17 protein-coding genes are annotated in these 21,226 nt (G+C 72.9%); 9 read left to right on the top strand and 8 right to left on the bottom strand.

Annotated features, from left to right (window positions below; translation table 11 throughout):
* Positions 1-17 precede the first annotated feature (17 nt).
* Both IF45_RS0109160 and IF45_RS0109155 read right to left on the bottom strand, forming a co-directional pair.
* Entirely contained in the window at positions 18-1,598 is a 1,581-nt protein-coding gene (locus IF45_RS0109160; protein ID WP_030306707.1) for an amidohydrolase, read from the bottom strand.
* A 34-nt stretch (positions 1,599-1,632) separates the two neighbouring features.
* Entirely contained in the window at positions 1,633-3,120 is a 1,488-nt protein-coding gene (locus IF45_RS0109155; RefSeq protein ID WP_030306706.1) for an APC family permease, read from the bottom strand.
* A gap of 183 nt (positions 3,121-3,303) precedes the next feature.
* Between IF45_RS0109155 and IF45_RS0109150 the strand changes: the two genes are divergently transcribed.
* Positions 3,304-3,918: a TetR/AcrR family transcriptional regulator gene (locus tag IF45_RS0109150; protein WP_003947738.1), complete on the top strand. Its 615-nt coding sequence runs from the start codon at positions 3,304-3,306 to the stop codon at positions 3,916-3,918.
* Between the two features lie 24 nt (positions 3,919-3,942).
* On the opposite strand, the gene IF45_RS0109145 is transcribed toward IF45_RS0109150, so the two are convergent.
* Positions 3,943-4,869 carry a hypothetical protein gene (locus IF45_RS0109145; RefSeq protein WP_242536816.1) on the bottom strand — a complete coding sequence of 309 codons (927 nt, stop codon included), beginning with the start codon at positions 4,867-4,869 and terminating at the stop codon, positions 3,943-3,945.
* Positions 4,870-5,275: 406 nt separating this feature from the next.
* Positions 5,276-8,281 carry a bifunctional [glutamine synthetase] adenylyltransferase/[glutamine synthetase]-adenylyl-L-tyrosine phosphorylase gene (locus IF45_RS0109140; protein ID WP_030306702.1) on the bottom strand — a complete coding sequence of 1,002 codons (3,006 nt, stop codon included), beginning with the start codon at positions 8,279-8,281 and terminating at the stop codon, positions 5,276-5,278.
* A 280-nt stretch (positions 8,282-8,561) separates the two neighbouring features.
* Here IF45_RS0109140 and IF45_RS0109135 point away from each other — a divergent pair, with 280 nt between their 5' ends.
* Entirely contained in the window at positions 8,562-9,146 is a 585-nt protein-coding gene (locus IF45_RS0109135) for a pyridoxamine 5'-phosphate oxidase family protein (protein WP_030306700.1), read from the top strand.
* Positions 9,147-9,445: 299 nt separating this feature from the next.
* Here the strand turns inward: IF45_RS0109135 and IF45_RS0109130 are convergent, their stop codons facing one another.
* Positions 9,446-11,020 carry an MDR family MFS transporter gene (locus IF45_RS0109130; RefSeq protein ID WP_234344655.1) on the bottom strand — a complete coding sequence of 525 codons (1,575 nt, stop codon included), beginning with the start codon at positions 11,018-11,020 and terminating at the stop codon, positions 9,446-9,448.
* A 161-nt stretch (positions 11,021-11,181) separates the two neighbouring features.
* Here IF45_RS0109130 and IF45_RS0109125 point away from each other — a divergent pair, with 161 nt between their 5' ends.
* Positions 11,182-11,805, top strand: a complete 624-nt coding sequence (locus IF45_RS0109125; protein ID WP_008413091.1) for a TetR/AcrR family transcriptional regulator — start codon at positions 11,182-11,184, stop codon at positions 11,803-11,805.
* A gap of 80 nt (positions 11,806-11,885) precedes the next feature.
* Here IF45_RS0109125 and IF45_RS0109120 read toward each other — a convergent pair whose 3' ends face one another.
* Positions 11,886-12,257 carry a hypothetical protein gene (locus tag IF45_RS0109120; protein ID WP_018470694.1) on the bottom strand — a complete coding sequence of 124 codons (372 nt, stop codon included), beginning with the start codon at positions 12,255-12,257 and terminating at the stop codon, positions 11,886-11,888.
* A 14-nt stretch (positions 12,258-12,271) separates the two neighbouring features.
* Positions 12,272-13,525, bottom strand: a complete 1,254-nt coding sequence (locus IF45_RS0109115) for a helix-turn-helix transcriptional regulator (RefSeq protein WP_030306696.1) — start codon at positions 13,523-13,525, stop codon at positions 12,272-12,274.
* Positions 13,526-13,872: 347 nt separating this feature from the next.
* Here IF45_RS0109115 and IF45_RS0109110 point away from each other — a divergent pair, with 347 nt between their 5' ends.
* On the top strand, positions 13,873-14,208 hold the full coding sequence (locus tag IF45_RS0109110; protein ID WP_030306694.1) for a hypothetical protein: 336 nt from the start codon (positions 13,873-13,875) through the stop codon (positions 14,206-14,208).
* A 58-nt stretch (positions 14,209-14,266) separates the two neighbouring features.
* Here the strand turns inward: IF45_RS0109110 and glnA2 are convergent, their stop codons facing one another.
* Complete coding sequence (glnA2, locus tag IF45_RS0109105) at positions 14,267-15,628, bottom strand: gamma-glutamylpolyamine synthetase GlnA2 (protein WP_003947745.1); 1,362 nt, start codon at positions 15,626-15,628, stop codon at positions 14,267-14,269.
* A gap of 176 nt (positions 15,629-15,804) precedes the next feature.
* On the opposite strand from glnA2, the gene IF45_RS0109100 reads away from it, so the two are divergent.
* The 5 genes from IF45_RS0109100 (at position 15,805) to IF45_RS0109080 (ending at position 21,226) form a co-directional block, all read left to right on the top strand.
* Entirely contained in the window at positions 15,805-16,473 is a 669-nt protein-coding gene (locus tag IF45_RS0109100) for a thioredoxin-like domain-containing protein (RefSeq protein ID WP_030306692.1), read from the top strand.
* Positions 16,470-17,093: a DUF305 domain-containing protein gene (locus tag IF45_RS0109095; RefSeq protein ID WP_003947747.1), complete on the top strand. Its 624-nt coding sequence runs from the start codon at positions 16,470-16,472 to the stop codon at positions 17,091-17,093. Before IF45_RS0109100 ends, IF45_RS0109095 begins: the two co-directional genes overlap by 4 nt.
* A 63-nt stretch (positions 17,094-17,156) precedes the next feature.
* Complete coding sequence (locus IF45_RS0109090) at positions 17,157-17,642, top strand: hypothetical protein (protein WP_030306691.1); 486 nt, start codon at positions 17,157-17,159, stop codon at positions 17,640-17,642.
* 93 nt (positions 17,643-17,735) lie between these two features.
* The gene (locus tag IF45_RS0109085; protein ID WP_030306689.1) at positions 17,736-19,364 is read left to right on the top strand and encodes a multicopper oxidase family protein; all 1,629 of its coding nucleotides are present in this window, start codon (positions 17,736-17,738) and stop codon (positions 19,362-19,364) included.
* Positions 19,365-19,468: 104 nt separating this feature from the next.
* Positions 19,469-21,226, top strand: a complete 1,758-nt coding sequence (locus tag IF45_RS0109080; protein WP_030306687.1) for an NAD+ synthase — start codon at positions 19,469-19,471, stop codon at positions 21,224-21,226.

Genomic DNA, 21,226 nt, shown 5'->3' with positions numbered 1-21,226 from the left:
CGGGCTCCCGGCGCGCCTCAGACGGCGCGGTGGCGGACGGAGCCGCCCACCACGGTGAGGGCGATCGGCGTCCCGGGCAGTTCGCCCGCGGGGGTGGTGAGCGGGTCGGCGGCGAAGGCGGTCAGGTCGGCGCGGTGGCCGGGGGCGATCCGCCCGGCCACGTCAGCCTCGCCCGCCGCGGCGGCCGCGTGGCTGGTGACGCCCTCCAGCGCCATCAGGGCGCTGAGCCCGCCGCCCCGACGCGCGGCGCCGCGCGGCTCCTGGGCGAGGGCCAGCACCTGGCGGGCGTCGTGGTGGGCGATGGGCCAGTCCGAGCCGAGCGCCACGTACGCCCCGGCCTCGCGCAGCTCCCGGATGCGCCAGGCGCGTCCGGCCCGCTCGGGGCCGAGCCTGCGGGACCAGGCGTCGCTGTGGTCGGCGCGGGTGTAGGCGGTGTGCGGCGGCTGCATGGAGGCGGCGACGCCCAGCTCGGCGAAGCGCGGCAGCTGGTCGTCGGGGACCGTCTCGATGTGCTCGATCCGGTGCCGTCCCCGGGCGCCGGGGCCGAGCGTGGCGACGGTGTCGAGAACATGCCGCACGGCGGCGTCGCCGATGGCGTGGGTGGCGGTGCCGACCCCGGCCGCGTCCAGGGTGCGGACGGCCGCGCTGTACGCCTCGGGGTCCGGCCAGAAGGCGTCGGTGCCCTGGCCGTGGCAGTCGGCGTGTTCGAGCCAGGCGGTGCCGCCCTCCACGGTGCCGTCCATGAAGAACTTGACCCCGCCGACCCGCCACAGCCGCCCGGCGTGCGACTGGAGGGCGATCAGCTCGGCGAGGTCGGCCGGGGTGGAGCCGGGCATGCACCAGGGGGCGAGCCGCAGCCGCAACGGCAGCTCCCCCTCGGCCTCGAAGGCGGTGAGCAGCTCGGGCACGGTGCCGTCGCCGAGGTCCATGACGTGGGCGCCGGTCAGTCCGGTGGCGGCCATCTCGCCGAGCAGGGTGCGCAGCCGGGCGATCCGCTCGGCGTCGGAGGGGGTGGGCAGGTGGGGCTGGACGAGGTCCATGGCGGCGTGCTCGATCAGGTGGCCGGTGGGGCGCCCGCCGGCGTCGCAGACCACGCTGGCGCGCTGGCCGAAGGTGCGCGGGCCGGTGATCCCGGCGCGGTCGAGGGCGGCGCCGTTGACCAGGGCGGAGTGGCCGTCGTAGAGGCGGAGGAAGACGGGGACGCCGGGGTGGATGTCCTCGATCAGGCGGCGGTCCAGGGGCTGGTCGCCGAAGGCGTTGTGGTCCAGGCCCCAGCCGAGGAGCCAGCCGTCGGTGGGGGTGGCGGCGTGCAGGGCGGCGCGGAGTCCGTCGAGGCCGGTGACGGCGGAGAGGTCGGTGCCGGCCGCCATCTCCAGGCCCCACACGGGGTGGCTGTGGGCGTCGACGAGGCCGGGGGTGAGGGTGGCTGCGCCGAGGTCGACGGTGTCGGTGCCGGGCCCGGTCCAGTCGGCGGTGTCGGTGCGGTCGCCGACGGCCACGATCGTGCCGTCCTTGACCGCGACGGCTTCGGCGCGGGGCCTGGCCGGGTCGAGGGTGTGGACGCGGGCGGCGGTGAGGACGAGGTCGGCTGCGGGCACGGGTGCGGCTCCTTGCGGGGGGGGGGGGCGGCGGTCAGCGGGTGGCGGGTTCACGTGCGGCCGGGGTCTCCCCTTCCGGTTCGGCGGCGAACCGTGCGTAGACCTCGGGCCGGGTGCGGCGCAGGCGCAGGGCGAGGGCGACGCCGAGGGTGAAGACGGCCGGGACGAGGGAGACGAGGACGATGTTGGTGCCGGTCCCGGCGCCGGAGAACAGCTCGACGTTGGCGGTGACCAGGGCGAGGGCGGCGCCGAGCAGGGCGATGGCGGCGACCGGCGCGACCACCGTCCGCCAGACCCCTTCCTGGTGCCGGGCGCGCCGGAAGTAACCGAGGACGGCCGCGGCGGCGAGCAGTTGGAGCGCCATGAGCCCGATCATGCCGGGCGTGTTCACCCAGAGCAGCAGTTGCGTGTACGGGTCGGCGCCGGCCAGCGCGAACCCGGCGACCACGACGGCGCCCACGGCGGTCTGCGCGGCGCCCGCGAGGTACGGCGAGCGGTGGCGCGGGTGGATGCGCCCGAGCACCGGCGGCAGCAGCCCTTCCTCGGTGAGCGAGAGGGTGTAGCGGTTGATGGCGTTGTGGAAGGCGAGCAGCGAGGCGATGACGCTGCTGACGATGAGGACGTGCATCAGGTCGGCCGCCCAGCCACCGACGTACGTCGTGATGGCGGCGAAGAAGAGTCCGCCCGCGTCGTCGGTGGCGGCCTGGACGACCTTGTCGGAGCCGTACGCCTGGATGACGGTCCAGACGATGAAGGCGTAGAAGAGGCCGAGGAAGGCGACGGCGATGAAGGTGGCGCGCGGGATGGTGCGGCGGGGGTCGCGGGCCTCGCGGCGGTAGATGGCGGTGGACTCGAAGCCGGTGAAGGCGGCGAAGGCGCAGGCGAGGACGGCGGCCATGCCGGGGACGGCGACGTTGGCCGGGGCGAAGGAGTCGAGGGTGAGGCCGCTCGCGCCGCCGTCGAGGAGGACGCCCCCGGCGAGCAGCAGCAGGATGCCGGTCTCGGCGACGAGGAGCACGCCGAGCACCTTGGCGCCGAAGTCGATGGAGCGGTAGCCGAGGTACCAGATGAGGACGAGCCCGGCGAGCGAGACGGGCAGCCAGGGGATCTCCACACCGAACAGGGCGAGCGCGGTGTCCTGGCTCGCGCTGCCGAGCAGCCCGTAGACGCCGATCTCCATGCCGTTGTACCCGAGCATCGCCAGCAGGGCGGCGCCCATTCCGGCGGGGCGGCCCAGGCCCCGGGTGATGTACGCGTAGAAGCCGCCGCCGTGGCCGACGTGGCGGCTCATCGTGGTGAAGCCGACGGCGAAGACGGTGAGGGTGATGCCGGCGAGGAGGTACCCGGCGGGGGCGCCGATGCCGCCGAGCATGATGGCGATGGGGGCGACGCCGGCCATGACGGTGAGCGGGGCGGCGGCCGAAACGACGAAGAAGGAGATGTCGGCGGTGGTGAGGGTGCCGGTACGCAGTCCGGGGGCGGCGGGGTGCGGGGGCGGCGGGGGCTGCGGTGGTACGGACATGCGGAGGCAGAGCCCTTCTGACGGCAGGACGGCAGGACGGCAGGAAAGAGAAGGGGGGCCTGGATCGCGGGCCGGGAAGCAGAATCTAAAGGCTTTCGGTTTCCGCAATGTAACCTCCGGTTCAGACTCCGGGGAAGACCTTTCCTCCCCCGGGCCCGACCGCCGCCGAGCAGCCGGAGAACCATGGGACGCCCACGCACACCGCTGATCGACCGCCCGCGCATCGCCACCGTCGCGCTCGAACTCGTCGACGCCAACGGCGAGTTCAGCGTCCCGGCGATCGCCAGACGGCTCGGGGTGCAGACCGGTTCGCTCTACCACCACGTGGACGGCCGGGACGGTGTCATCGAGCTGATCCGCGAACGCGTCACCGAGGCCATCGACGTCTCCACCCTCTCCGCCCCCACCTGGGACACCGCCCTCCAGGACTGGGCCCGCTCCTACCGCGCCGCCTTCGCCGCCCACCCCAAGGTCATCCCGCTGCTGACCACCCACCCGGTCCGCGCCCCCGGCATGCTCGACCAGTACGAGCGGGTGGTCCGCGTCCTGATGGACGCCGGCTTCGCCACGGTCGACGTGATGCCCCTGATCACCGCCCTGGAGAACACCGTCCTCGGCTCCGCCCTCGACCTCGCCGCCCCCGAGACCATGTGGGAACCGGCCGACACCACCTCCACCCCCCGCCTCAGCCAGGCCCTGGCCGCCATCGGCGAGGGCCGCGCGGACGCGGCGTTCGAGATCGCCCTGGCGGCGTTCATGGGGTACGCGCGGGGGGTGCTGGAGGGGTACGAGGGGTGAGGGGGCGCCGGGCGGCCGCCGGGCTCACTCGGTGATGACCGGCGCCAGCCCGATGAGGTCGCGGGCGCGGGCGACCTCGCCACCCGCCGAGTGCGCCAACTCCGCCTCGGTCACCGCCTTCTCGTGGGCCTCCGGGTCCTTGGCGGCGGCCGCCTCCCGCCAGTACGGGATCTGGGCGGTCAGCGCGTCCGCCAAGTCCGCGCCCGCTTCGGGACCGAGGCGGCGCAGCTCCGGCTTGCCCCTCAGCAGCCAGGCGGCCTCCTCGATGCCCCGCCCCATGGTGGACGCCCAGGCCCGTCGGGCGCCCAGGGACGCGTCCTCGGGAGGCCGCCCCGCCCAGGCCCGGGTGTACGGCACCAGTGCGCGCCGGAACGCCTCCTGGTCATCGGTCAGCTTCGTCTCGCAGACGAGGCAGTACTCGGGCAGCCCGCGCGCCGACATCCAGCAGGCGGCCGACTGCCGGACCGTCCACTCCTCGGAGGACGCGGGATGGATGACCCGCACGGTGAAGTCGTGGCTGTAGGGGTCGGTCATCCCCTCGGCGAACTCCTCGGCGCAGGCGGCCCGGGCGGCGTCCTCGGCCTGGGCCGCGCCACGGAAGGTCCCGTCCTCGTTCTCGGCGGCGGTCCCCACGAGGCTCACCCTGCTGAAGACCTCCCCGCCGTGCGGGCCCCCGCAGTCGGCGACGGTGACCTCCCCGACCGTGCGGCTGTCGGCCGGGGACAGCTCCAGCAGCTCCTGGGTCACGAGGCAGTCCCACATCCCGAGGTCGACCGCCGCGACCGTCCGGGCGTTGCGCGGCGGGGGCCCCGTCTCCCCCTCCTCGCCGGGCAACGACAGGCCGACCACGACGACCAGGACGCATACGACTCCGACGACTCCGGCCTTCCACCAGCGCCGCCAGAACGACTGCCGGGGCACCGGTGTGCCCGCACCCGCCACACGCTTCACCGTCTCCGCCCACTGGGCCGTGGCCCGCGTCCGTCGCCCGAGCCCGCGCCTCCGGACGGAAGCGGTACGGGGCTGGGGAGGCGCGGCCTGCCTGCCCCGGCGCCGGGACCGGTCCGCGGGGGCCTCCCGGCCGGCGGCGGCCGAGGGAAGATCGAGGCGCGGTGCCGGGCTCAGCGGGGCGGAAGGCTCCAGGGGGCCGGGCCGCAGCCCGTCCCTCTCGGCGTCGGACGGCACAGCACTCCCCTTGCAGGACTCACCGCACAGGTGGGGGGAGGTGACAGGCGGTCAGGACGGACGGACTCTCCTTGTCTACGCCCTTCCCTGCCCACCCGGAAGCGACGGACCGCACCGTTCCCCTAACGGAACGATCACGCCCGCGTCCACATCGCCGCAGTTCAGCGGCGCCTCAGTGGGCCGCCGCCCCGTAGAACACCTCGTCCACCACGGCCCGGGCCCGGCGGGTCGTGCGCCGGTAGTCGTCCAGCATGTCGCCGACGTGGCCCGGCTCGTACCCCAGGTAGCGGGCGACGGCGGCCAGTTCGCGGCCGTCGGAGGGGAAGGTGTCGCCCGGGCGGCCCCGGACCAGCATGACGGCGTTGCGGACCCGGGTGGCGAGCACCCATGCCTCGTCGAGCATGGCGGCCTCCTCGGCGGGGAGCAGACCGGCGGCGACGGCGGCGGCCAGGGCGGGGCGGGTGCTGGTGGTGCGCAGCCCGGGTTCGGCCGCGCCGTGCCGCATCTGGAGGAGCTGGACGGTCCACTCGACGTCGGAGAGGCCGCCCCGGCCCAGCTTGGTGTGGAGGGTCGGGTCGGCGCCGCGCGGCAGCCGCTCGGACTCCATGCGGGCCTTCAGGCGGCGGATCTCGCGGGCCCCGTCCTCGCCGAGCCCCTCCGCCGGGTAGCGCAGCGGGTCGACCAACTCGACGAAGCGCGCCCCGAGTTCGTCGTCGCCCGCGACCGGCTCGGCCCGCAGCAGCGCCTGCGCCTCCCACACCTGCGACCAGCGCCGGTAGTACGCGGCGTAGGAGGCGAGCGTGCGGACCAGCGGGCCGGTCTTGCCCTCGGGCCGCAGGTCGGGGTCGATGACCAGCGGCGGGTCGGCGCTGGGGATCTCCAGCAGGCGGCGCAGTTCGGCGACGACCCGGTTGGCCGCCTTGGCCGCCTCCTGCTCGTCGACGCCCTCACGCGGCTCGTGGACGAAGAGCACGTCGGCGTCGGAGCCGTACCCCTGCTCGTGGCCGCCGAAGCGGCCCATGCCGATGACGGTGAAGCGGGTCGGCAGGGTGTCCCCCCAGCCGTCGCGGACCACGGCGCGCAACGTCCCGGCGAGGGTGGCGGCGTTGAGGTCGGAGAGGGCGGAGCCGACCCGGTCGACTAGGGCGCCGGGGTCGGCCTCGGCGGGGCTCTCCTCGGTGCCGTACGAGCCGATGAGGTCGCCCGCGGCGGTGCGGAAGAGTTCGCGGCGGCGCACGCCCCGGGCCACGGCGACGGCGTGCTCGGCGTTGTCGGAGCGGCGGACGGCGGCCAGCACCTCCTGTTCCAGCTGGGCGCGGCCGCGCGGCTCCAGGCCGCGTACGTCGCCGAGGAGGGCGACCGCCTCGGGGGCGCGCATCAGCAGGTCGGGGGCGAGCCGGCCGGCCGACAGGACGCGGGCCAGGTTCTCGGCGGCGGCCCCCTCGTCGCGCAGCAGCCGCAGGTACCACGGGGTCTGGCCGAGGGCGTCGGAGACCTTGCGGAAGTTGAGCAGCCCCGCGTCCGGGTCGGCGGAGTCGGCGAACCAGCCGAGCAGCACCGGCAGCAGGGTGCGCTGGATGGCGGCCTTGCGGCTGACGCCGGAGGCGAGGGCCTCCAGGTGGCGCAGGGCGTCACTGGGGTCGTCGTAGCCGAGCGCGACGAGCCGTTCGCGGGCCGCCTCGGTGGACAACCGCGCCTCGCCCGGGGCGAGTTGGGCGACGGCGTCGAGCAGCGGCCGGTAGAACAGCTTCTCGTGCAGACGGCGGACGACCCCCGCGTGACGGCGCCAGGCCCGGTTGAGCGCGACCACCGGTTCGGTCCGCAGCCCCAGCGACCTGCCCAGCCGCCGCAGATCCGCCTCACCCTCGGGGACGAGGTGGGTGCGGCGCAGCCGGTAGAGCTGGATGCGGTGCTCCATGGAGCGCAGGAAGCGGTACGCGTCGTCGAGCTGGGCGGCGTCGGTCCGCCCGACGTAGCCGCCGGCGGCGAGCGCGGCGAGGGCGTCGAGGGTGGTGCCGGAGCGCAGGGACGGGTCGCTGCGGCCGTGCACCAGCTGGAGGAGCTGCACGGCGAACTCCACGTCGCGCAGACCGCCCGGGCCGAGCTTCAGCTCCCGCTCGATCTCGTGCGCCGGGATGGTGTCGACCACCCGGCGGCGCATCTTCTGCACGTCCGGCACGAAGTTGTCCCGCTCGGCCGCCTGCCAGACCAGCGGCGCGATGGTCTCGATGTACGCGGCGCCCAGCTCGGCGTCGCCGGCGACCGGGCGGGCCTTCAGCAGCGCCTGGAACTCCCAGGTCTTGGCCCACCTCTGGTAGTAGGCGAGGTGGCTGGAGAGGGTGCGGACCAGCGGGCCGTTGCGGCCCTCGGGGCGGAGGTTGGCGTCGACCGGCCAGATGGTGCCCTCGACGGTGGTCTCGGAGCAGATCCGCATCAGGTGGGCGGCGAGCCGGTTGGCGGCCTGGAGGGCGGGTGCCTCGTCGGCGTCGACGGAGTCGGCCGGTTCGGCGACGAAGATGACGTCGACGTCGGAGACGTAGTTCAGCTCGTGGCCGCCGCACTTGCCCATGGCGATGACGGCGAGCCGGCAGCGGGCGGCGTCCTCGGGCGCGGCGGCCTCGGCGATGCGCAGGGCGGCGCGGAGGGTGGCGGTGGCGAGGTCGGCCAGTTCGGCTGCGGTCTCGGCGACGTCGATGGTGCCGCAGACGTCGCGGGCGGCGATGGAGAGCAGGCAGCGGCGGTAGGCGACGCGCAGCGAGTCCGGGTCGGTGGCGTCGGCGAGGCCCCGGGTGAACTCCTCGACGCCCGGGTGGAGATCGGCCGACTCGTAGATGGCCAGCGCCCGCCAGTCCTGCGGGTGGCGGGCGAGGTGGTCGCCGAGCGCCTCGGAGGCGCCGAGCACGCCGAGCAGCCGGTCGCGCAGCGGTTTGGCGGTCACCACGGTGGAGAGCAGCCGCTGCCGCTCCTCCTCCGGCTCGGCCTCGGCGAGGCGGACCAGGCCGAGGAGGGCGAGGTCGGGGTCGGCGGTGGCGGCGAGCGCGTCGAGCAGGACGGTGTCCTCGGCGACCGGTGCGAGCGCCTCGGAGCCGAGCAGCCGCTCGGCGGTGGAGGGGTCGGTGAAACCGTGCCGCAGCAGCCGGGTGAAGGTACTGCTCCGTCGTCCCTGCGGGATGGTCATGCGCCCGTCTCCCTGCCTGCCCGCGTGCCGGAAATGTGCTGGTCGGGACGGGTCCTCGGGGTCGGACACGCCCGGCAGCTCCCGAGCCTAGCGCCTCGCCCTCCCGCCCCCGGGAGCCGCCGGGCCAGGCGTCGCGCAAAGAAGGCCGCCGGACACCGATGAGTTCCGCGCACCGCCCCGGTCGTAAGGACGGCGGCCCCCGCCCCGTCACCCGGTTCGCCCGGGCCGGGCGGCCGGGCGGGGCCGTTCCTGACAACGGGGATCAAGGAGAGTGGGACCGATGGGCACGCACCCGGACACTGACGCGGACACGAACACCACGGCGGCCGCACCCGCCGGCCACGGCGGCTCTGCCCAGCGCCCGGCGTCGACGACGCTCGACCCGCGCTACAGCACCCCCGACGCCGAAGCCGTCCCCTGGTCCACCGCCGAGGACCTCCTGCACCGCTCGGAGATCTTCTGGCTGACGACGGTACGCCCGGACGGCCGCCCGCACGTCACCCCGCTCCTGGCCGTCTGGCAGCACGGCGCCCTGCACTTCGCCACCGGCGCCGAGGAACGCAAGGCCCGCAACCTCGCCCAGAACCAGCAGGTCATCCTGACCACCGGCACCAACACCCTGTCGGACGGCCTCGACCTGGTGGTGGAGGGCGAAGCCTGCCTGGTCAGCGACACCGACCGCCTGACCTCCCTGGCCACCGCCTGGTGTACCAAGTACGGCCCCGACTGGGCCTTCGAGGTGGCCGACGGCACCTTCCACCACCCCGACGGCGCCAGCGCCCTCGTCTTCGCCGTCCCCCCACACCGGGTCTTCGGCTTCACCAAGGGCACCCCGTTCAGCCAGACCCGCTGGAACTTCACCTGACCCGACGCCAGCCCGGCCCGGCCCGGCCAATCTCAGCCCGGCCAATCTCAGCCCGGCGAATCTCAGCCCGGCCAATCTCAGCCCGGCGAATCTCAGTCCGGCGAATCTCAGCCCGGCCGGCGCTTGAGGCCATCTGTGACCCGCAGCGGACAACCACCCGCAGCCACATCCCAGCCCAATCCAAGCCCGGCCGGCGCTTGAGGCCACCCCACCCCAGCCCCACCCGAGGCAAACACCACCGCCCCCACCGGGCGAACCCAGCAGGGGCGGCAAGGCCCGACCTCAGCACCCCGGAGGGCTCACCCCGCAGCAGCGGGAACGCGCTCCCCGGCCTCCCCGGCGCCCCCGGCGCCGCCCGCGTCACCCGAGCCGTCGGCGAGGTCAACACTGTCCCGCAGCCGAGTGGGCGTGAGGAAGATCGTGGCCACGACCCCGATGAGCGCGATCCCCGCAGAGATCAGGAAGATGTGCCCGGTCGCCTCCCCGTAGGCCGCCCGCACGATCTCCTGAATCTGCGGCGGCATCGCGGCGATGTTGAGCGTCCCGCTCCCGGACCCCCCGGCCGCCGGATCAACCCCGATCCGGCTGAGCCCGTCGGCGATCTTCGCCGACACCTGGTTGGCGAGTACCGCCCCGAGCACGGACACCCCGACGGTCCCCCCGAGCGACCGGAAGAAGGTGATCGACCCACTGGCCGCCCCCAGCTCGGAGAGCGGCACGGTGTTCTGGAGGACCAGCACCAGGTTCTGCATCGACATACCGACCCCGGCCCCCACGGCGAGCATCCCCAGCGAGACCCCGACCAGCGAGGTCTTGTGGTCGATCAGCGAGAGCCCGAGGAAGCCCACGGTCAGCAGCACCACACCGGCGATGATGTACGGCTTGACCTTGCCGGACTTGGAGACCAGCCGCCCGGCGACGGTGGAGGAGATGAGCACGCCCGCCATCATCGGGATGGTGAGCAGCCCCGCCTCGGTCGGCGAGTAACCACGCCCGATCTGGAAGTACTGCCCGAGGAAGACGGCCCCGCCGAACATCGCCATGCCCACCGCGAGGGAGGCGACGATGGCGAGCGCGGGGTCACGCCGCCGCACCACGTGCAGCGGCACGATCGGCTCGGCGACCTTGGCCTCGACCATGACGGCGGCCCCCAGCAGCAGCACGCTGCCCGCGACCATGGCAAGGGTCTGCCAGGAGATCCAGTCGAAGTTGTTGCCGACGAAGGTGACCCAGAGCAGCAGCAGCGAGACACCGGCGGCGATCAGCGCGGCGCCGAGGTAGTCGACCTTGGTGTCGGGGCGCTTGATCTCGTCCAGGTGCAGGGTGCGGGTCAGCATCACCAGGGCGATCAGGGTGAAGGGCACCGCGATGAAGAAGCACCAGCGCCAGCCGAGCCAGGAGGTGTCGGTGATGAACCCGCCGAGCAGCGGCCCGCCGACGGTGGCGACGGCCATGACCCCGCCGAGGTAGCCGTTGTACCGGCCGCGCTCCTTGGGGCTGATCATCGCGGCGATGATCACCTGGACCAGCACCTGGAGAGCGCCCATCCCGAGGCCCTGGATGACGCGGAAGCCGATGAGCTGGCCGGTGTTCTGGGCGAAGCCGCAGGCCAGCGAGGCGACGATGAACAGGCCGATGGCGATCTGGAGCAGCAGCTTCTTGCTGAACAGGTCGGCGAGCTTGCCCCAGATGGGCGTCGAGGCCGTGGAGGCCAGCAGCGTCGCGGTGACGACCCAGGTGTACTGCGACTGGGTTCCGTCGAGCGAGCCGATGATCTGGGGCAGCGCGACGGAGACCACGGTGCCGCTGATCATCGCCACGAACAGGACGACCAGCAGACCGCTGAAGGCGCGCATGACGTGCCGGTGGTCCATCGGGGCGGCGGCCGTCGGCGCGGCGGCCGAGTGTGCGCTCACGCGCAACCTCCGGAGGTGATGAGCAGATGAGGTGACTGATTCACCATACATGCACACTGGGCAAGTTTGCTCACCCTGCAATAATGCCCACTGGGTAATGAGTGAGTAATATCTGCCCCATGGACAGCACCGAGGAGACCCCGGCGGCCACCCCCGACGCACCGCTCGGCCTGCGCGAACGCAAGAAGGCCGCCACCCGCCAGGCCGTCCACGAGGCCGCGATGCGGCTCACCCGCGAGCACGGCCTGGACCACGTCACGGTGGAGGCCATCGCCGACGCCGCCGGCATCTCCCGGCGCACGTTCTCCAACTACTTCGCCGGCAAGGAGGACGCCCTCCTCTACGGCAAGGAGCAGTACATCCAGCGCCTCCTGGACGCGGTACGCGACCGCCCCGCCGAGGAGACCAACTGGCAGGCCCTGCGCGCCGCCACCCAGGTGCTCCGCGACCCCCGCCTCGACCCCCCGCGCCGCGAATGGGCCCAGCAGACCCGCCTCGCGATGAGCCACCCCTCCCTCCTCGGCCGCCAGCTCAGCACCCTCGCCACCCTCGAAAGCGACCTGGCCGCCACCCTCACCGCCCGCAGCCCCACCGACCCGGTCCGCGCCCGCGTCATGGCCGCCGCCTTCCTCGTCGCCCTCCGCATCGCCATGCAACTCTGGATCGAGGAGAACGAACAGGCCGAGGACCCCATGGAACTGATGATGATCACCATGGACGAAATGGGCGCACGGTTCGTCTGACCGCACACGAAAGGGGGGTGAGCGCGCCTGCATGCGCGCCCACCCCCCTTTTCACTTCTGGCTTTCAGCACCCATCCCGCTCAACTCGGCGGGAAATGCCTCTCGATCGCCTCGAAGATGTCGGCGTCGGTCTCCTGCTGCCACTTCGGCAGTTCGGCCCAGTCGGCCACATATCCGGGCTTCGGCTCCTCGAAATGCTTGTACATCTGAGCCGTCCAGCAGGTGGCGACGAACCGCCCCTTCTGCTCCCGCGAAAGCCGCCCCGCCTTCCCCGCACTCACCTCCACGAACTGCCTCACCTGCGCACACACAGCCCCGGCGGCCTCCCGCTCCCACTCCGGAGTCCCCTCCCACGGCGTGACATAACCTGCCTTCGGCTCCCCGGGAAAATGCCGCCGCACCCCAGCGATCCACCCCTCCCGAAACAACCGCGCCCCGTCAACCTCCGACATACCTACCCCTCTCGTCACGACATGCCCAGCGCGGCAATCTCCGCACCCAGTCCGGCCACCCGGCGGTCCTCACTCAGGGAGCCCAACTCACCACGCAGAGCCTGGAGTCTATGAACCACATAACCCGAACCCGTAGCCCGAGCCAGCCCCACAGCCTCACCTCCGTACGCCACCACCTGCTCGGCGTCACCCCGCCGCACACCGATCACCGCGAGATCGGTGAGCACCGCACCCCGCCTCCGGTACGAGTGGCCGGCCGCAAGATCCGACTGCTTCAACGCGTCCGTCAGCGTCTCCTCGGCCCGGTCGAACCGTCCGAGCTGGACGTAACGCGCTCCCCGCTCCTCCGAGAGCCGCGCCCCGTCGAACCGCAGCCACCCGCCGTTGGCACTGCCCCCGGCCAGCTCACGCACGGTCTCGGCCTGGTCCATCGCCCGCTCGCAGGCCGTCAGATCACCGAGCCCGGCATACGCCTCCGCCTGCACGGACGCGACCCACTGCCGGGTCGACAGAGCACTGTCTCCCCGACGGGCCAGCCGCGCCGCCGCCCCGAGCAACTGCACTGCCTGCCGGTGGCGCCGTTCCGACATCTCCACGTAGGCATGGCGTACCAGGGCGCAGGCCCACAGGTCGTAGGCGTCGGCCTCCCTTCCGACCGAGGCCGCGAGGGCGTACGAGGAGGCTGCCTCGGAGTAGCGGTTGCCGTCGAAGGCGACCTCACCGGCCAGCTGGAAGAGGTCGGCAGCGGCGCTCAACAGGGAGCGGGTGGGTCCCCGCCCGCTCGCCAGGGCTTCGTTCAGCATCGACAACTGGTCACGAAGGACGGGGTGCACAGCTTTCTTGGAACGGGCCAGTTGGTAGACCTGCCAGAGATGACCGTTCATCCGGTCGAAGTCTGCCGAAGCACCCAGGCCGGCCCCTTCCTGGAGTGCCTCGGCCTCGTCGACGGGCAGCACCGCCAACGCACCGCTGACGCTCAGCACGCGAAGAAAAGCGCGACGCATCATCTCGTCGGAGTCTCCCGGTGTCGGGGATTCCTCGGTCTGGCACCGAGCGGTCTCCTGGACCCTAACGGCAGGCATCGCCAAGAGGCAGTCCAACTCGTCCAGGCTGAGCCCGAGAGCGTGGGCGAGCCCTCGGCGCTGCGGCGGCTGAGGGAAGACCCTGCCACTCTCCCAACGCCCCACCGTCGTACGGTCCACGCCGAGCAAGTGGGCCAGCTTCTCCTGGCGGTAGCCCCTGGCTCTACGTCGCTCCGCCACTCCCATGCGCCCATCCTTCCCCCGAATCCGGCGCTCTCGGGCGGCTTGCACGGATCTGCGTCAAGAGTGCCGCAGAAGTGCCGTGGCCGTCCGGTACTCCGCGCTATTTCCTGATCACAGGCCAGGAAAGGCCCGGCGAAAGGAAAGGGAACCGCCTTGACCACGAGAAAGCGGACTGCCATGACCCTGAAGGTCTCCCGGGACTCCGGCCGCACATGGGGGCCGGTGACGGTGGTGCAGGTCGAAGCGGACGGTCCCATCCCTGTTGCCGTCGGCAAGTTCCCTCCTTGCACGTGCAGCCGGTGCACCCCCTGCGCGGAAGCGCACACCACCCCTGTCCGAGGCTCCGCATCATGACCAGGTGTCCGCACTGGCGCCGCGTACCGCCAGGCCTGACCGACGAAGCCCGGGCGAGGGCCGCATCAGGATGCGTCGATGCGGCCGTACAGTGCCTGCTCGCCGCTTCGCACGCGGGCAGCGAGCACTACGGCTTCCTGGACGAGACGGATCGCGGTACCGCCCTCTGGCTGCGCTGGAGCGGAGCCGACCAGGTCTCCTTGGCCACCCGCACCGACTGCCCCGGCACCGGTCCGCTCCCCCACGGAGACGCCTGCTGCCTGTTCGCAGGCCACCCCGGCCCCCACGCCTGGGAGGACGGCCACCCGGCCGAGCCGCCCACGCATCACTGAGGCCCGCGCTCGGCGAGCACGGGCCTCAGCGGCGTCCGGTAACGGGACTGGCGCGCCCCTACAGCACCGGCAGCAGATTCTTCAGCTCGAAAGCCGTGACCTCGCTGCGGTACTCCTCCCACTCCTGCTTCTTGTTGCGGAGGAAGAAGTCGTAGACGTGCTCGCCCAGGGTTTCGGCGACGAGTTCGCTGCGTTCCATGAGGGAGATGGCTTCGCCGAGGTTCTGCGGGAGGGGTTCGATGCCCATGGCGCGGCGTTCGGCGTCAGAGAGGGCCCAGACGTCGTCGTCGGCGCCCGGGGGGAGTTCGTAGCCCTCTTCGATGCCCTTGAGGCCGGCGGCGAGGAGGACGGCGTAGGAGAGGTACGGGTTGGCGCCGGAGTCGAGGGAGCGGACCTCCACGCGGGCGGAGCCGGTCTTGCCGGGCTTGTACATGGGGACGCGGATGAGGGCCGAGCGGTTGTTGTGGCCCCAGCAGATGTACGAGGGGGCCTCGCCGCCGGCGCCGGCGGAGCGGGCGGAGCCGCCCCAGATGCGCTTGTAGCTGTTGACCCACTGGTTGGTGACGGCGGAGATCTCGGCGGCGTGGCGGAGCAGGCCGGCGATGAAGGAGCGGCCGACCTTGGAGAGCTGGTACTCGGCGCCGGACTCGTAGAAGGCGTTGCGGTCGCCCTCGAAGAGGGAGAGGTGGGTGTGCATGCCCGAACCCGGGTACTCCGAGAAGGGCTTGGGCATGAAGGACGCCTGCACGCCCTGTTCCAGCGCGACCTGCTTCATGACGAGGCGGAAGGTCATGATGTTGTCGGCGGTGGAGAGCGCGTCGGCGTAGCGGAGGTCGATCTCCTGCTGGCCGGGGGCGCCCTCGTGGTGGCTGAACTCGACGGAGATGCCCATCGATTCGAGCATGGTGATCGCCTGGCGGCGGAAGTCCATGCCGACGTTCTGCGGGGTGTGGTCGAAGTAGCCGGAGCTGTCGGCGGGGACCGGGCGGGAGCCGTCCACCGGCTTGTTCTTCAGCAGGAAGAACTCGATCTCCGGGTGGGTGTAGAAGGTGAAGCCCAGGTCGGAGGTCTTGGCCAGGGCGCGCTTGAGGACGTAGCGCGGGTCGGCGAAGGACGGCGAGCCGTCGGGCATGAGGATGTCGCAGAACATGCGGGCGGTGCCGGGGGCCTCGGCGCGCCACGGCAGCACCTGGAAGGTGGCGGGGTCGGGCTTGGCGATCATGTCGGACTCGTAGACGCGGGCGAAGCCCTCGATGGCGGAGCCGTCGAAGCCGATGCCCTCGTCGAACGCCTGCTCCAGCTCGGCCGGCGCCACGGCTACCGACTTGAGGAAGCCGAGGACGTCGGTGAACCACAGGCGCACGAACCGGATGTCGCGCTCCTCCAGCGTACGAAGCACGAACTCCTGCTGCTTGTCCATAGCTACATCCTTGCAGTTCAGACGGTCTGTGCGCCACCGCCCAGCGTGTGGGTGCCCCACCAGTATCACGGCCAGGGGTTTCGGCCAGATTACGGGCAGCGGTATGGCCCTGGACACCCCGCTCCCCATTACGATCAGCGGGCCCGCCCGCCCCAAGACTGCGCAAAGGACACACCATGGGTTCGACCAGGAACACCCCCGGGTCCGCGGAGGACCGCCGTGCTCGTATCCAGCGCATGCGCGCGAGCGAGCAGGCGCGCGAGCGCCGCAACCGCCTGCTGTTCATAGGCGTCAGCACGCTGGTCGTGGTGGGGCTGATAGGCGGGGGCGGGTACCTCTACCTCCAGAAGGCCGACGAGAAGGAGCAGACCGCGGCGGCGGAGAAGGAGCAGGCCGAGAAGCCGGTCAAGGACGAGAAGTCCTGGAAGGCCGAGGAGCTGGGCCGCGACCACGTCTCGACGCCGGTCTCCTACCCGATGACCCCGCCGGTCGGCGGTGACCACAACCAGGTCTGGATGAACTGCGACGGCGACGTCTACGAGAAGCCGATACCGGACGTCAACGCCGTCCACTCGCTGGAGCACGGCGCCGTCTGGGTGACCCACAACGGCGACGCCGACCCGGCCGACGTCGACAAGCTCACCGAGCGCGTCAAGTCCACCCCGTACTCGCTGATGAGCCCGGTGGAGAAGCAGGAGGGCGCGCTGATGCTGAGCGCCTGGGGCAAGCAGGTGACCGTGGACGGCGCGGACGACCCGCGCGTGGCGCAGTTCTTCACCAAGTACGTGCAGGGGCCGCAGACGCCCGAGCCGGGTGCAGCCTGCACCGGGGGCCTCTCCTCGTGAGGACCCGTACGGCGCTCGCGGCGGGCGCGGCGGCCGTGCTGATCGCGCTCGGGTCGGTGGTCACGGTGGCCGCCGCCGGGGGCGAGGAGCCGCCGCCCGCGCCCGCCGTCCCGGCGTCGGACTCCGCCGACGCCGGGTTCGCGCGGGACATGGCCGTCCACCACCAGCAGGCGGTGGAGATGTCCTTCCTCGTCCGGGACAGCACGGACGGCGAGGAGATCCGCACCCTCGCCTACGACATCGCCAACACCCAGGCCAACCAGCGCGGCATGATGCTGGGCTGGCTCGACCTGTGGGGGCTGCCGAAGGTCTCCGAGGACCCGCCGATGGCCTGGATGGGGATGCGGCACAAGCCGGGCAAGGACGGCGCGCTGATGCCCGGGATGGCGACCAGGGCCGAGCTGGACCGGCTGCGGAAGACCGAGGGCGAGGCGGCCGAGATCCTCTACCTGCGGCTGATGACCGCCCACCACAAGGGCGGCATCCACATGGCCGAGGGGTGCGTCAGCGCCTGCGAGGTCCCGGCCGAGAAGCGGCTGGCCCAGGGCATGGTGGACGCCCAGCAGTCCGAGATCGACCTGATGGCGGAGCTGCTGCGCAAGCGGGGTGTCCGCGACTAGGCCGTACGTCCGGACACAGGCCCGGCGCCAGGACGTATACCCGGGAGGGGTAGGCTGCCGCCCATGAGGACGAGGACGGGCACGGTGGCCGGGCGGGCGGGACGCCTGCTGCTGCTCGCCGCCCTGCTCCTCGGCGTCCTCACCATGCACACCCTGGGGCACCCGACGGGGGACCACGGTGGTGCGCACAGCGGTGCGCACGGCGCCGCCCACGGGCCGGGAACGGTCGCGGCGGCCCCGGCGGGATCCGGCGGGGCGGAGCACCACTCCCCCGCCGCCGGGATCGCCGCCGGAGCCGCCGCCGGAGCCGTCACCGGTACGCCCGACTCCTCCGACCCCCTGCCCGGCACCGACCCCCTGTCGGTCTGCCTGGCCGTGCTCGCGGCGCTCACCCTCGGCCTCCTGCTGCGCGCGGGCGGCCTGCTGGGGGGCGGCGCCGCCCCGGGTTCCGCCGCACGCGTGCTCCTCACCGGCCGCCGGGGCGCCCAGTGGCCGATAGCGCCGCCGACCCGGCTCGCCCTCGCCCGTCTGTCGGTCCTGCGGATCTAGGCCGCCGGAACCGCCGCCTCCGCGCCCTCGCGCGGCAGGCGCGTCTCCGCACGCCTCGCACCGCACTCCCACGACGACAAAGGTGACTCTCCCATGCGTACTCCCACGCGCCGCTCCCTCCTCGGCGCCGGACTCGGCCTGGCCGGGACCGGGCTGCTGGCCGCCTGCTCCTCCTCCGGGGGCACCAGCTCCGACCACGGCTCCGGTTCCGGGGCGACGACCGGCGCCGGTGACTGGATCGACCCGGCGGGCCGCGAGGTCGCGGACGCCGAGAAGGCGCGGGCCGGCGGCGGCCGGGTCCGCGAGGTCCGGCTGACCGCCACCGAGACCCGGCTCGACCTCGGCCCGGTCACCGTCCCGACCTGGGCCTACGGCGACCGGCTGCCCGGCCGCGAGGTACGGGTCACCGCCGGGGACACCCTGGCGCTCACCCTCGCCAACCACCTGCCCGAACCGACCTCGCTCCACTGGCACGGCCTCGCCCTGCGCAACGACATGGACGGCGTCCCGGGCCTGACCCAGAAGGACGTGCGCCCCGGCGCCGACTTCACGTACCGCTTCACGGTGCCGCACTCGGGGACGTACTGGTTCCACCCGCACAGCGGGACGCAGCAGGACCGGGGGCTGTACGCCCCGCTGATCGTGGAGGACCCGAAGGAGCCGCTCGCCTACGACCACGAGTGGGTCGTGGTCGTGGACGACTGGGTCGACGGGGTGGAGGGGTCCACTCCGGACGGGGTGCTCAAGGAGCTGAGCCGGGGCATGGCGCCCGGGATGGACCACGGTTCCGGCGACGGGGGCAACGGGGACGACGAGGGTGACGAGGGCGGCGGTCACAGCGGGCACGGCATGTCGGCGCAGGGGACGCGGACGGAGGAGCCGGGCGGGCCCTCGCGGATGATGATGGGCGCCCGTAGCGACCTGCTCGGCGGGGACGCGGGGGACGTGAAGTACCCGTACCACCTGGTCAACGGGCGGACGGCGGAGGACCCCGAGGTGTTCCGGGCGAAGCCGGGTGACCGGATCAGGGTGCGGCTGGTCAACGCCGGCGGGGACACCGCGTACCGGGTGGCGCTGGGCGGGCACCGGATGACGGTGACGCACACCGACGGGTTCGCGGTGGAGCACGCGGAGACGGACGCGCTGCTGCTCGGGATGGGTGAGCGGTACGACGTGCTGGTGACGGCGGGCGACGGGCTCTTCCCGCTGACGGCGCTGGCCGAGGGGAAGGACGCGACCGCCCGGGCGCTGCTGCGGACCGGCGGCGGGGCGGCGCCGAAGGCGGGGGCGCGGCCCAGGGAGCTGGACGGGAAGGTGCTGACCGCCGACCGGCTGGTGGCGGCCGGGCCGGCGGCGCTGCCCGCCCGCACGCCGGACCGGACGGTGCGGTTCCAGCTGACCGGCGGGATGGCCAGGTACGACTGGGCGTTCAACGGGCGGCCGTACAAGGCCTCCGAGCGGTATCCGGTGCGGGCCGGGGAGCGGGTGCGGCTCGTCTTCAGCAACGCGACCGACATGTGGCACCCGCTCCACCTGCACGGCCACACCTTCGCGCTCTCCTCGGCCAAGGGCGCGCCGCGCAAGGACACCGCGGTGATCCTGCCGCACCGGACCCTGACCGCCGACTTCGACGCGGACAACCCGGGGCTGTGGATGCTGCACTGCCACAACGTCTACCACGCGGAGGCCGGGATGATGACGGTCCTCGGCTACCGCCGCTGACCTGCAACGATCCCGTCTCCGGGCGGCTCCCCGCGCCTGCGGCGCGCGGGGAGGCGCCGGGCCGACCGCGACATCGCGTCGTTGTGACGATTACACTGGCGGACGTGCATCGACTACGACTCGCCCTGAACCAGATCGACGCCACCGTCGGCGACCTCCACGGCAACGCCGACGCCGTCGTCCACCGGACCCGCGAGGCGGCCGAGCGGGGCGCGCACCTCGTGGCCTTCCCCGAGATGGTCCTCACCGGCTACCCGGTCGAGGACCTCGCGCTGCGCTCGTCGTTCGTCGAAGCCTCCCGGTCGGCGCTGGTGGCGCTCGCCGCGCGCCTCGCCGACGAGGGCCTCGGCGACGTGCCCGTGGTCGTCGGCTACCTCGACCGCTCCAGCACCACCCAGCCGCGCTACGGCCAGCCCGCCGGCGCCCCGCAGAACGCGGCGGCGGTGCTGCACGGCGGCGAGGTGGTCCTCTCCTTCGCCAAGCACCACCTGCCGAACTACGGCGTCTTCGACGAGTTCCGCTACTTCGTGCCCGGCGACACCATGCCGGTGATCCGGGTGCGCGGCGTCGACGTCGCCCTCGCCATCTGCGAGGACCTGTGGCAGGAGGGCGGCCGCGTCCCGGCGGCCCGGGCGGCCGGCGCGGGGCTGCTGCTCTCCGTCAACGCCTCGCCCTACGAGCGGGAGAAGGACGACACCCGCCTGGAGCTGGTCCGCAAGCGGGCCCAGGAGGCCGGCTGCGCCACCGCCTACGTGGCGATGACCGGCGGCCAGGACGAGCTGGTCTTCGACGGCGACACGATCGTGGTGGACGCCTCCGGCGCCGTGCTGGCCCGCGCCCCGCAGTTCACGGAGGTCCAGCTCGTCCTCGACCTGGACCTCCCCGCCGCCGCGGCCGACGCCCCCGAGGGGACGGTCGACGACGGGCTGCGCATCGACCGCGTGATCCTCTCCGGCGAGCCGGTGGCCGGCCCGGGCCCCGTGGAGTACCCCGGCACCACCGTCCCGCCGCTCGACGACGACGAGGAGGTCTACCGGGCCCTCGTCACGGGCCTGCGCGCCTACGTCCGCAAGAACGGCTTCCGCTCCGTGCTGATCGGGCTCTCCGGCGGCATCGACTCGGCGCTCACCGCCGCCCTCGCCGTGGACGCGATCGGCGCCGAGCACGTGTACGGCGTCTCGATGCCCTCGAAGTACTCCTCGGAGCACTCCAAGGACGACGCGGCCGAGCTGGCCCGGCGCACCGGGCTGCACTACCGGACGGTCTCCATCGCCCCGATGTTCGACGCGTACATGGGCGAGCTGGGGCTGACCGGCCTCGCGGAGGAGAACCTCCAGTCGCGGCTGCGCGGCACCACGCTGATGGCCATCTCCAACCAGGAGGGCCAGATCGTGCTGGCCCCGGGCAACAAGTCCGAGCTGGCGGTCGGCTACTCGACCCTCTACGGCGACTCGGTCGGGGCGTACGGCCCGATCAAGGATGTCTACAAGTCGACCGTCTTCCGGCTGGCCCGCTGGCGCAACGAGGTGGCGGCCGAGCGCGGCGAGGCCCCGCCGATCCCGGAGAACTCCGTCACCAAGCCGCCCAGCGCCGAACTGCGCCCCGGCCAGGTCGACACCGACTCGCTGCCCGACTACGACGTGCTCGACGCGATCCTCGCCCGTTACGTCGACCGGGACGAGGGGCGCGACGAGATCCTGGCGGCCGGCTTCGACCCGGAGACCGTCACGCGGGTGCTGAAGCTGGTCGACAACGCCGAGTACAAGCGGCGGCAGTACCCGCCGGGGACCAAGATCTCCGCCAAGGGCTTCGGCAAGGACCGCCGGCTGCCCATCACCAGCCGCTGGCGCGAGTCGGGCTGA

Source organism: Streptomyces albidoflavus, assembly GCF_000719955.1.
Classification (GTDB): domain Bacteria; phylum Actinomycetota; class Actinomycetes; order Streptomycetales; family Streptomycetaceae; genus Streptomyces; species Streptomyces albidoflavus.
The sequence above is the reverse complement of the archived record's forward strand: the minus strand, read 5'-3'. Positions and strand labels throughout refer to the sequence as shown.

Excerpts from the sequence above, each read along its gene's own strand:
- IF45_RS0109125 (WP_008413091.1), top strand. The coding sequence starts at position 11,182 with ATGGACAGCACCGAGGAGACCCCGGCGGCCACCCCCGACGCACCGCTC.
- IF45_RS0109110 (WP_030306694.1), top strand. The coding sequence starts at position 13,873 with ATGACCAGGTGTCCGCACTGGCGCCGCGTACCGCCAGGCCTGACCGAC.
- IF45_RS0109150 (WP_003947738.1), top strand. The coding sequence starts at position 3,304 with ATGGGACGCCCACGCACACCGCTGATCGACCGCCCGCGCATCGCCACC.
- IF45_RS0109085 (WP_030306689.1), top strand. The coding sequence starts at position 17,736 with ATGCGTACTCCCACGCGCCGCTCCCTCCTCGGCGCCGGACTCGGCCTG.
- IF45_RS0109140 (WP_030306702.1), bottom strand. The coding sequence starts at position 8,281 with ATGACCATCCCGCAGGGACGACGGAGCAGTACCTTCACCCGGCTGCTG.
- glnA2 (WP_003947745.1), bottom strand. The coding sequence starts at position 15,628 with ATGGACAAGCAGCAGGAGTTCGTGCTTCGTACGCTGGAGGAGCGCGAC.
- IF45_RS0109130 (WP_234344655.1), bottom strand. The coding sequence starts at position 11,020 with ATGGACCACCGGCACGTCATGCGCGCCTTCAGCGGTCTGCTGGTCGTC.
- IF45_RS0109120 (WP_018470694.1), bottom strand. The coding sequence starts at position 12,257 with ATGTCGGAGGTTGACGGGGCGCGGTTGTTTCGGGAGGGGTGGATCGCT.
- IF45_RS0109115 (WP_030306696.1), bottom strand. The coding sequence starts at position 13,525 with ATGGGAGTGGCGGAGCGACGTAGAGCCAGGGGCTACCGCCAGGAGAAG.
- IF45_RS0109090 (WP_030306691.1), top strand. The coding sequence starts at position 17,157 with ATGAGGACGAGGACGGGCACGGTGGCCGGGCGGGCGGGACGCCTGCTG.
- IF45_RS0109100 (WP_030306692.1), top strand. The coding sequence starts at position 15,805 with ATGGGTTCGACCAGGAACACCCCCGGGTCCGCGGAGGACCGCCGTGCT.
- IF45_RS0109135 (WP_030306700.1), top strand. The coding sequence starts at position 8,562 with ATGGGCACGCACCCGGACACTGACGCGGACACGAACACCACGGCGGCC.
- IF45_RS0109155 (WP_030306706.1), bottom strand. The coding sequence starts at position 3,120 with ATGTCCGTACCACCGCAGCCCCCGCCGCCCCCGCACCCCGCCGCCCCC.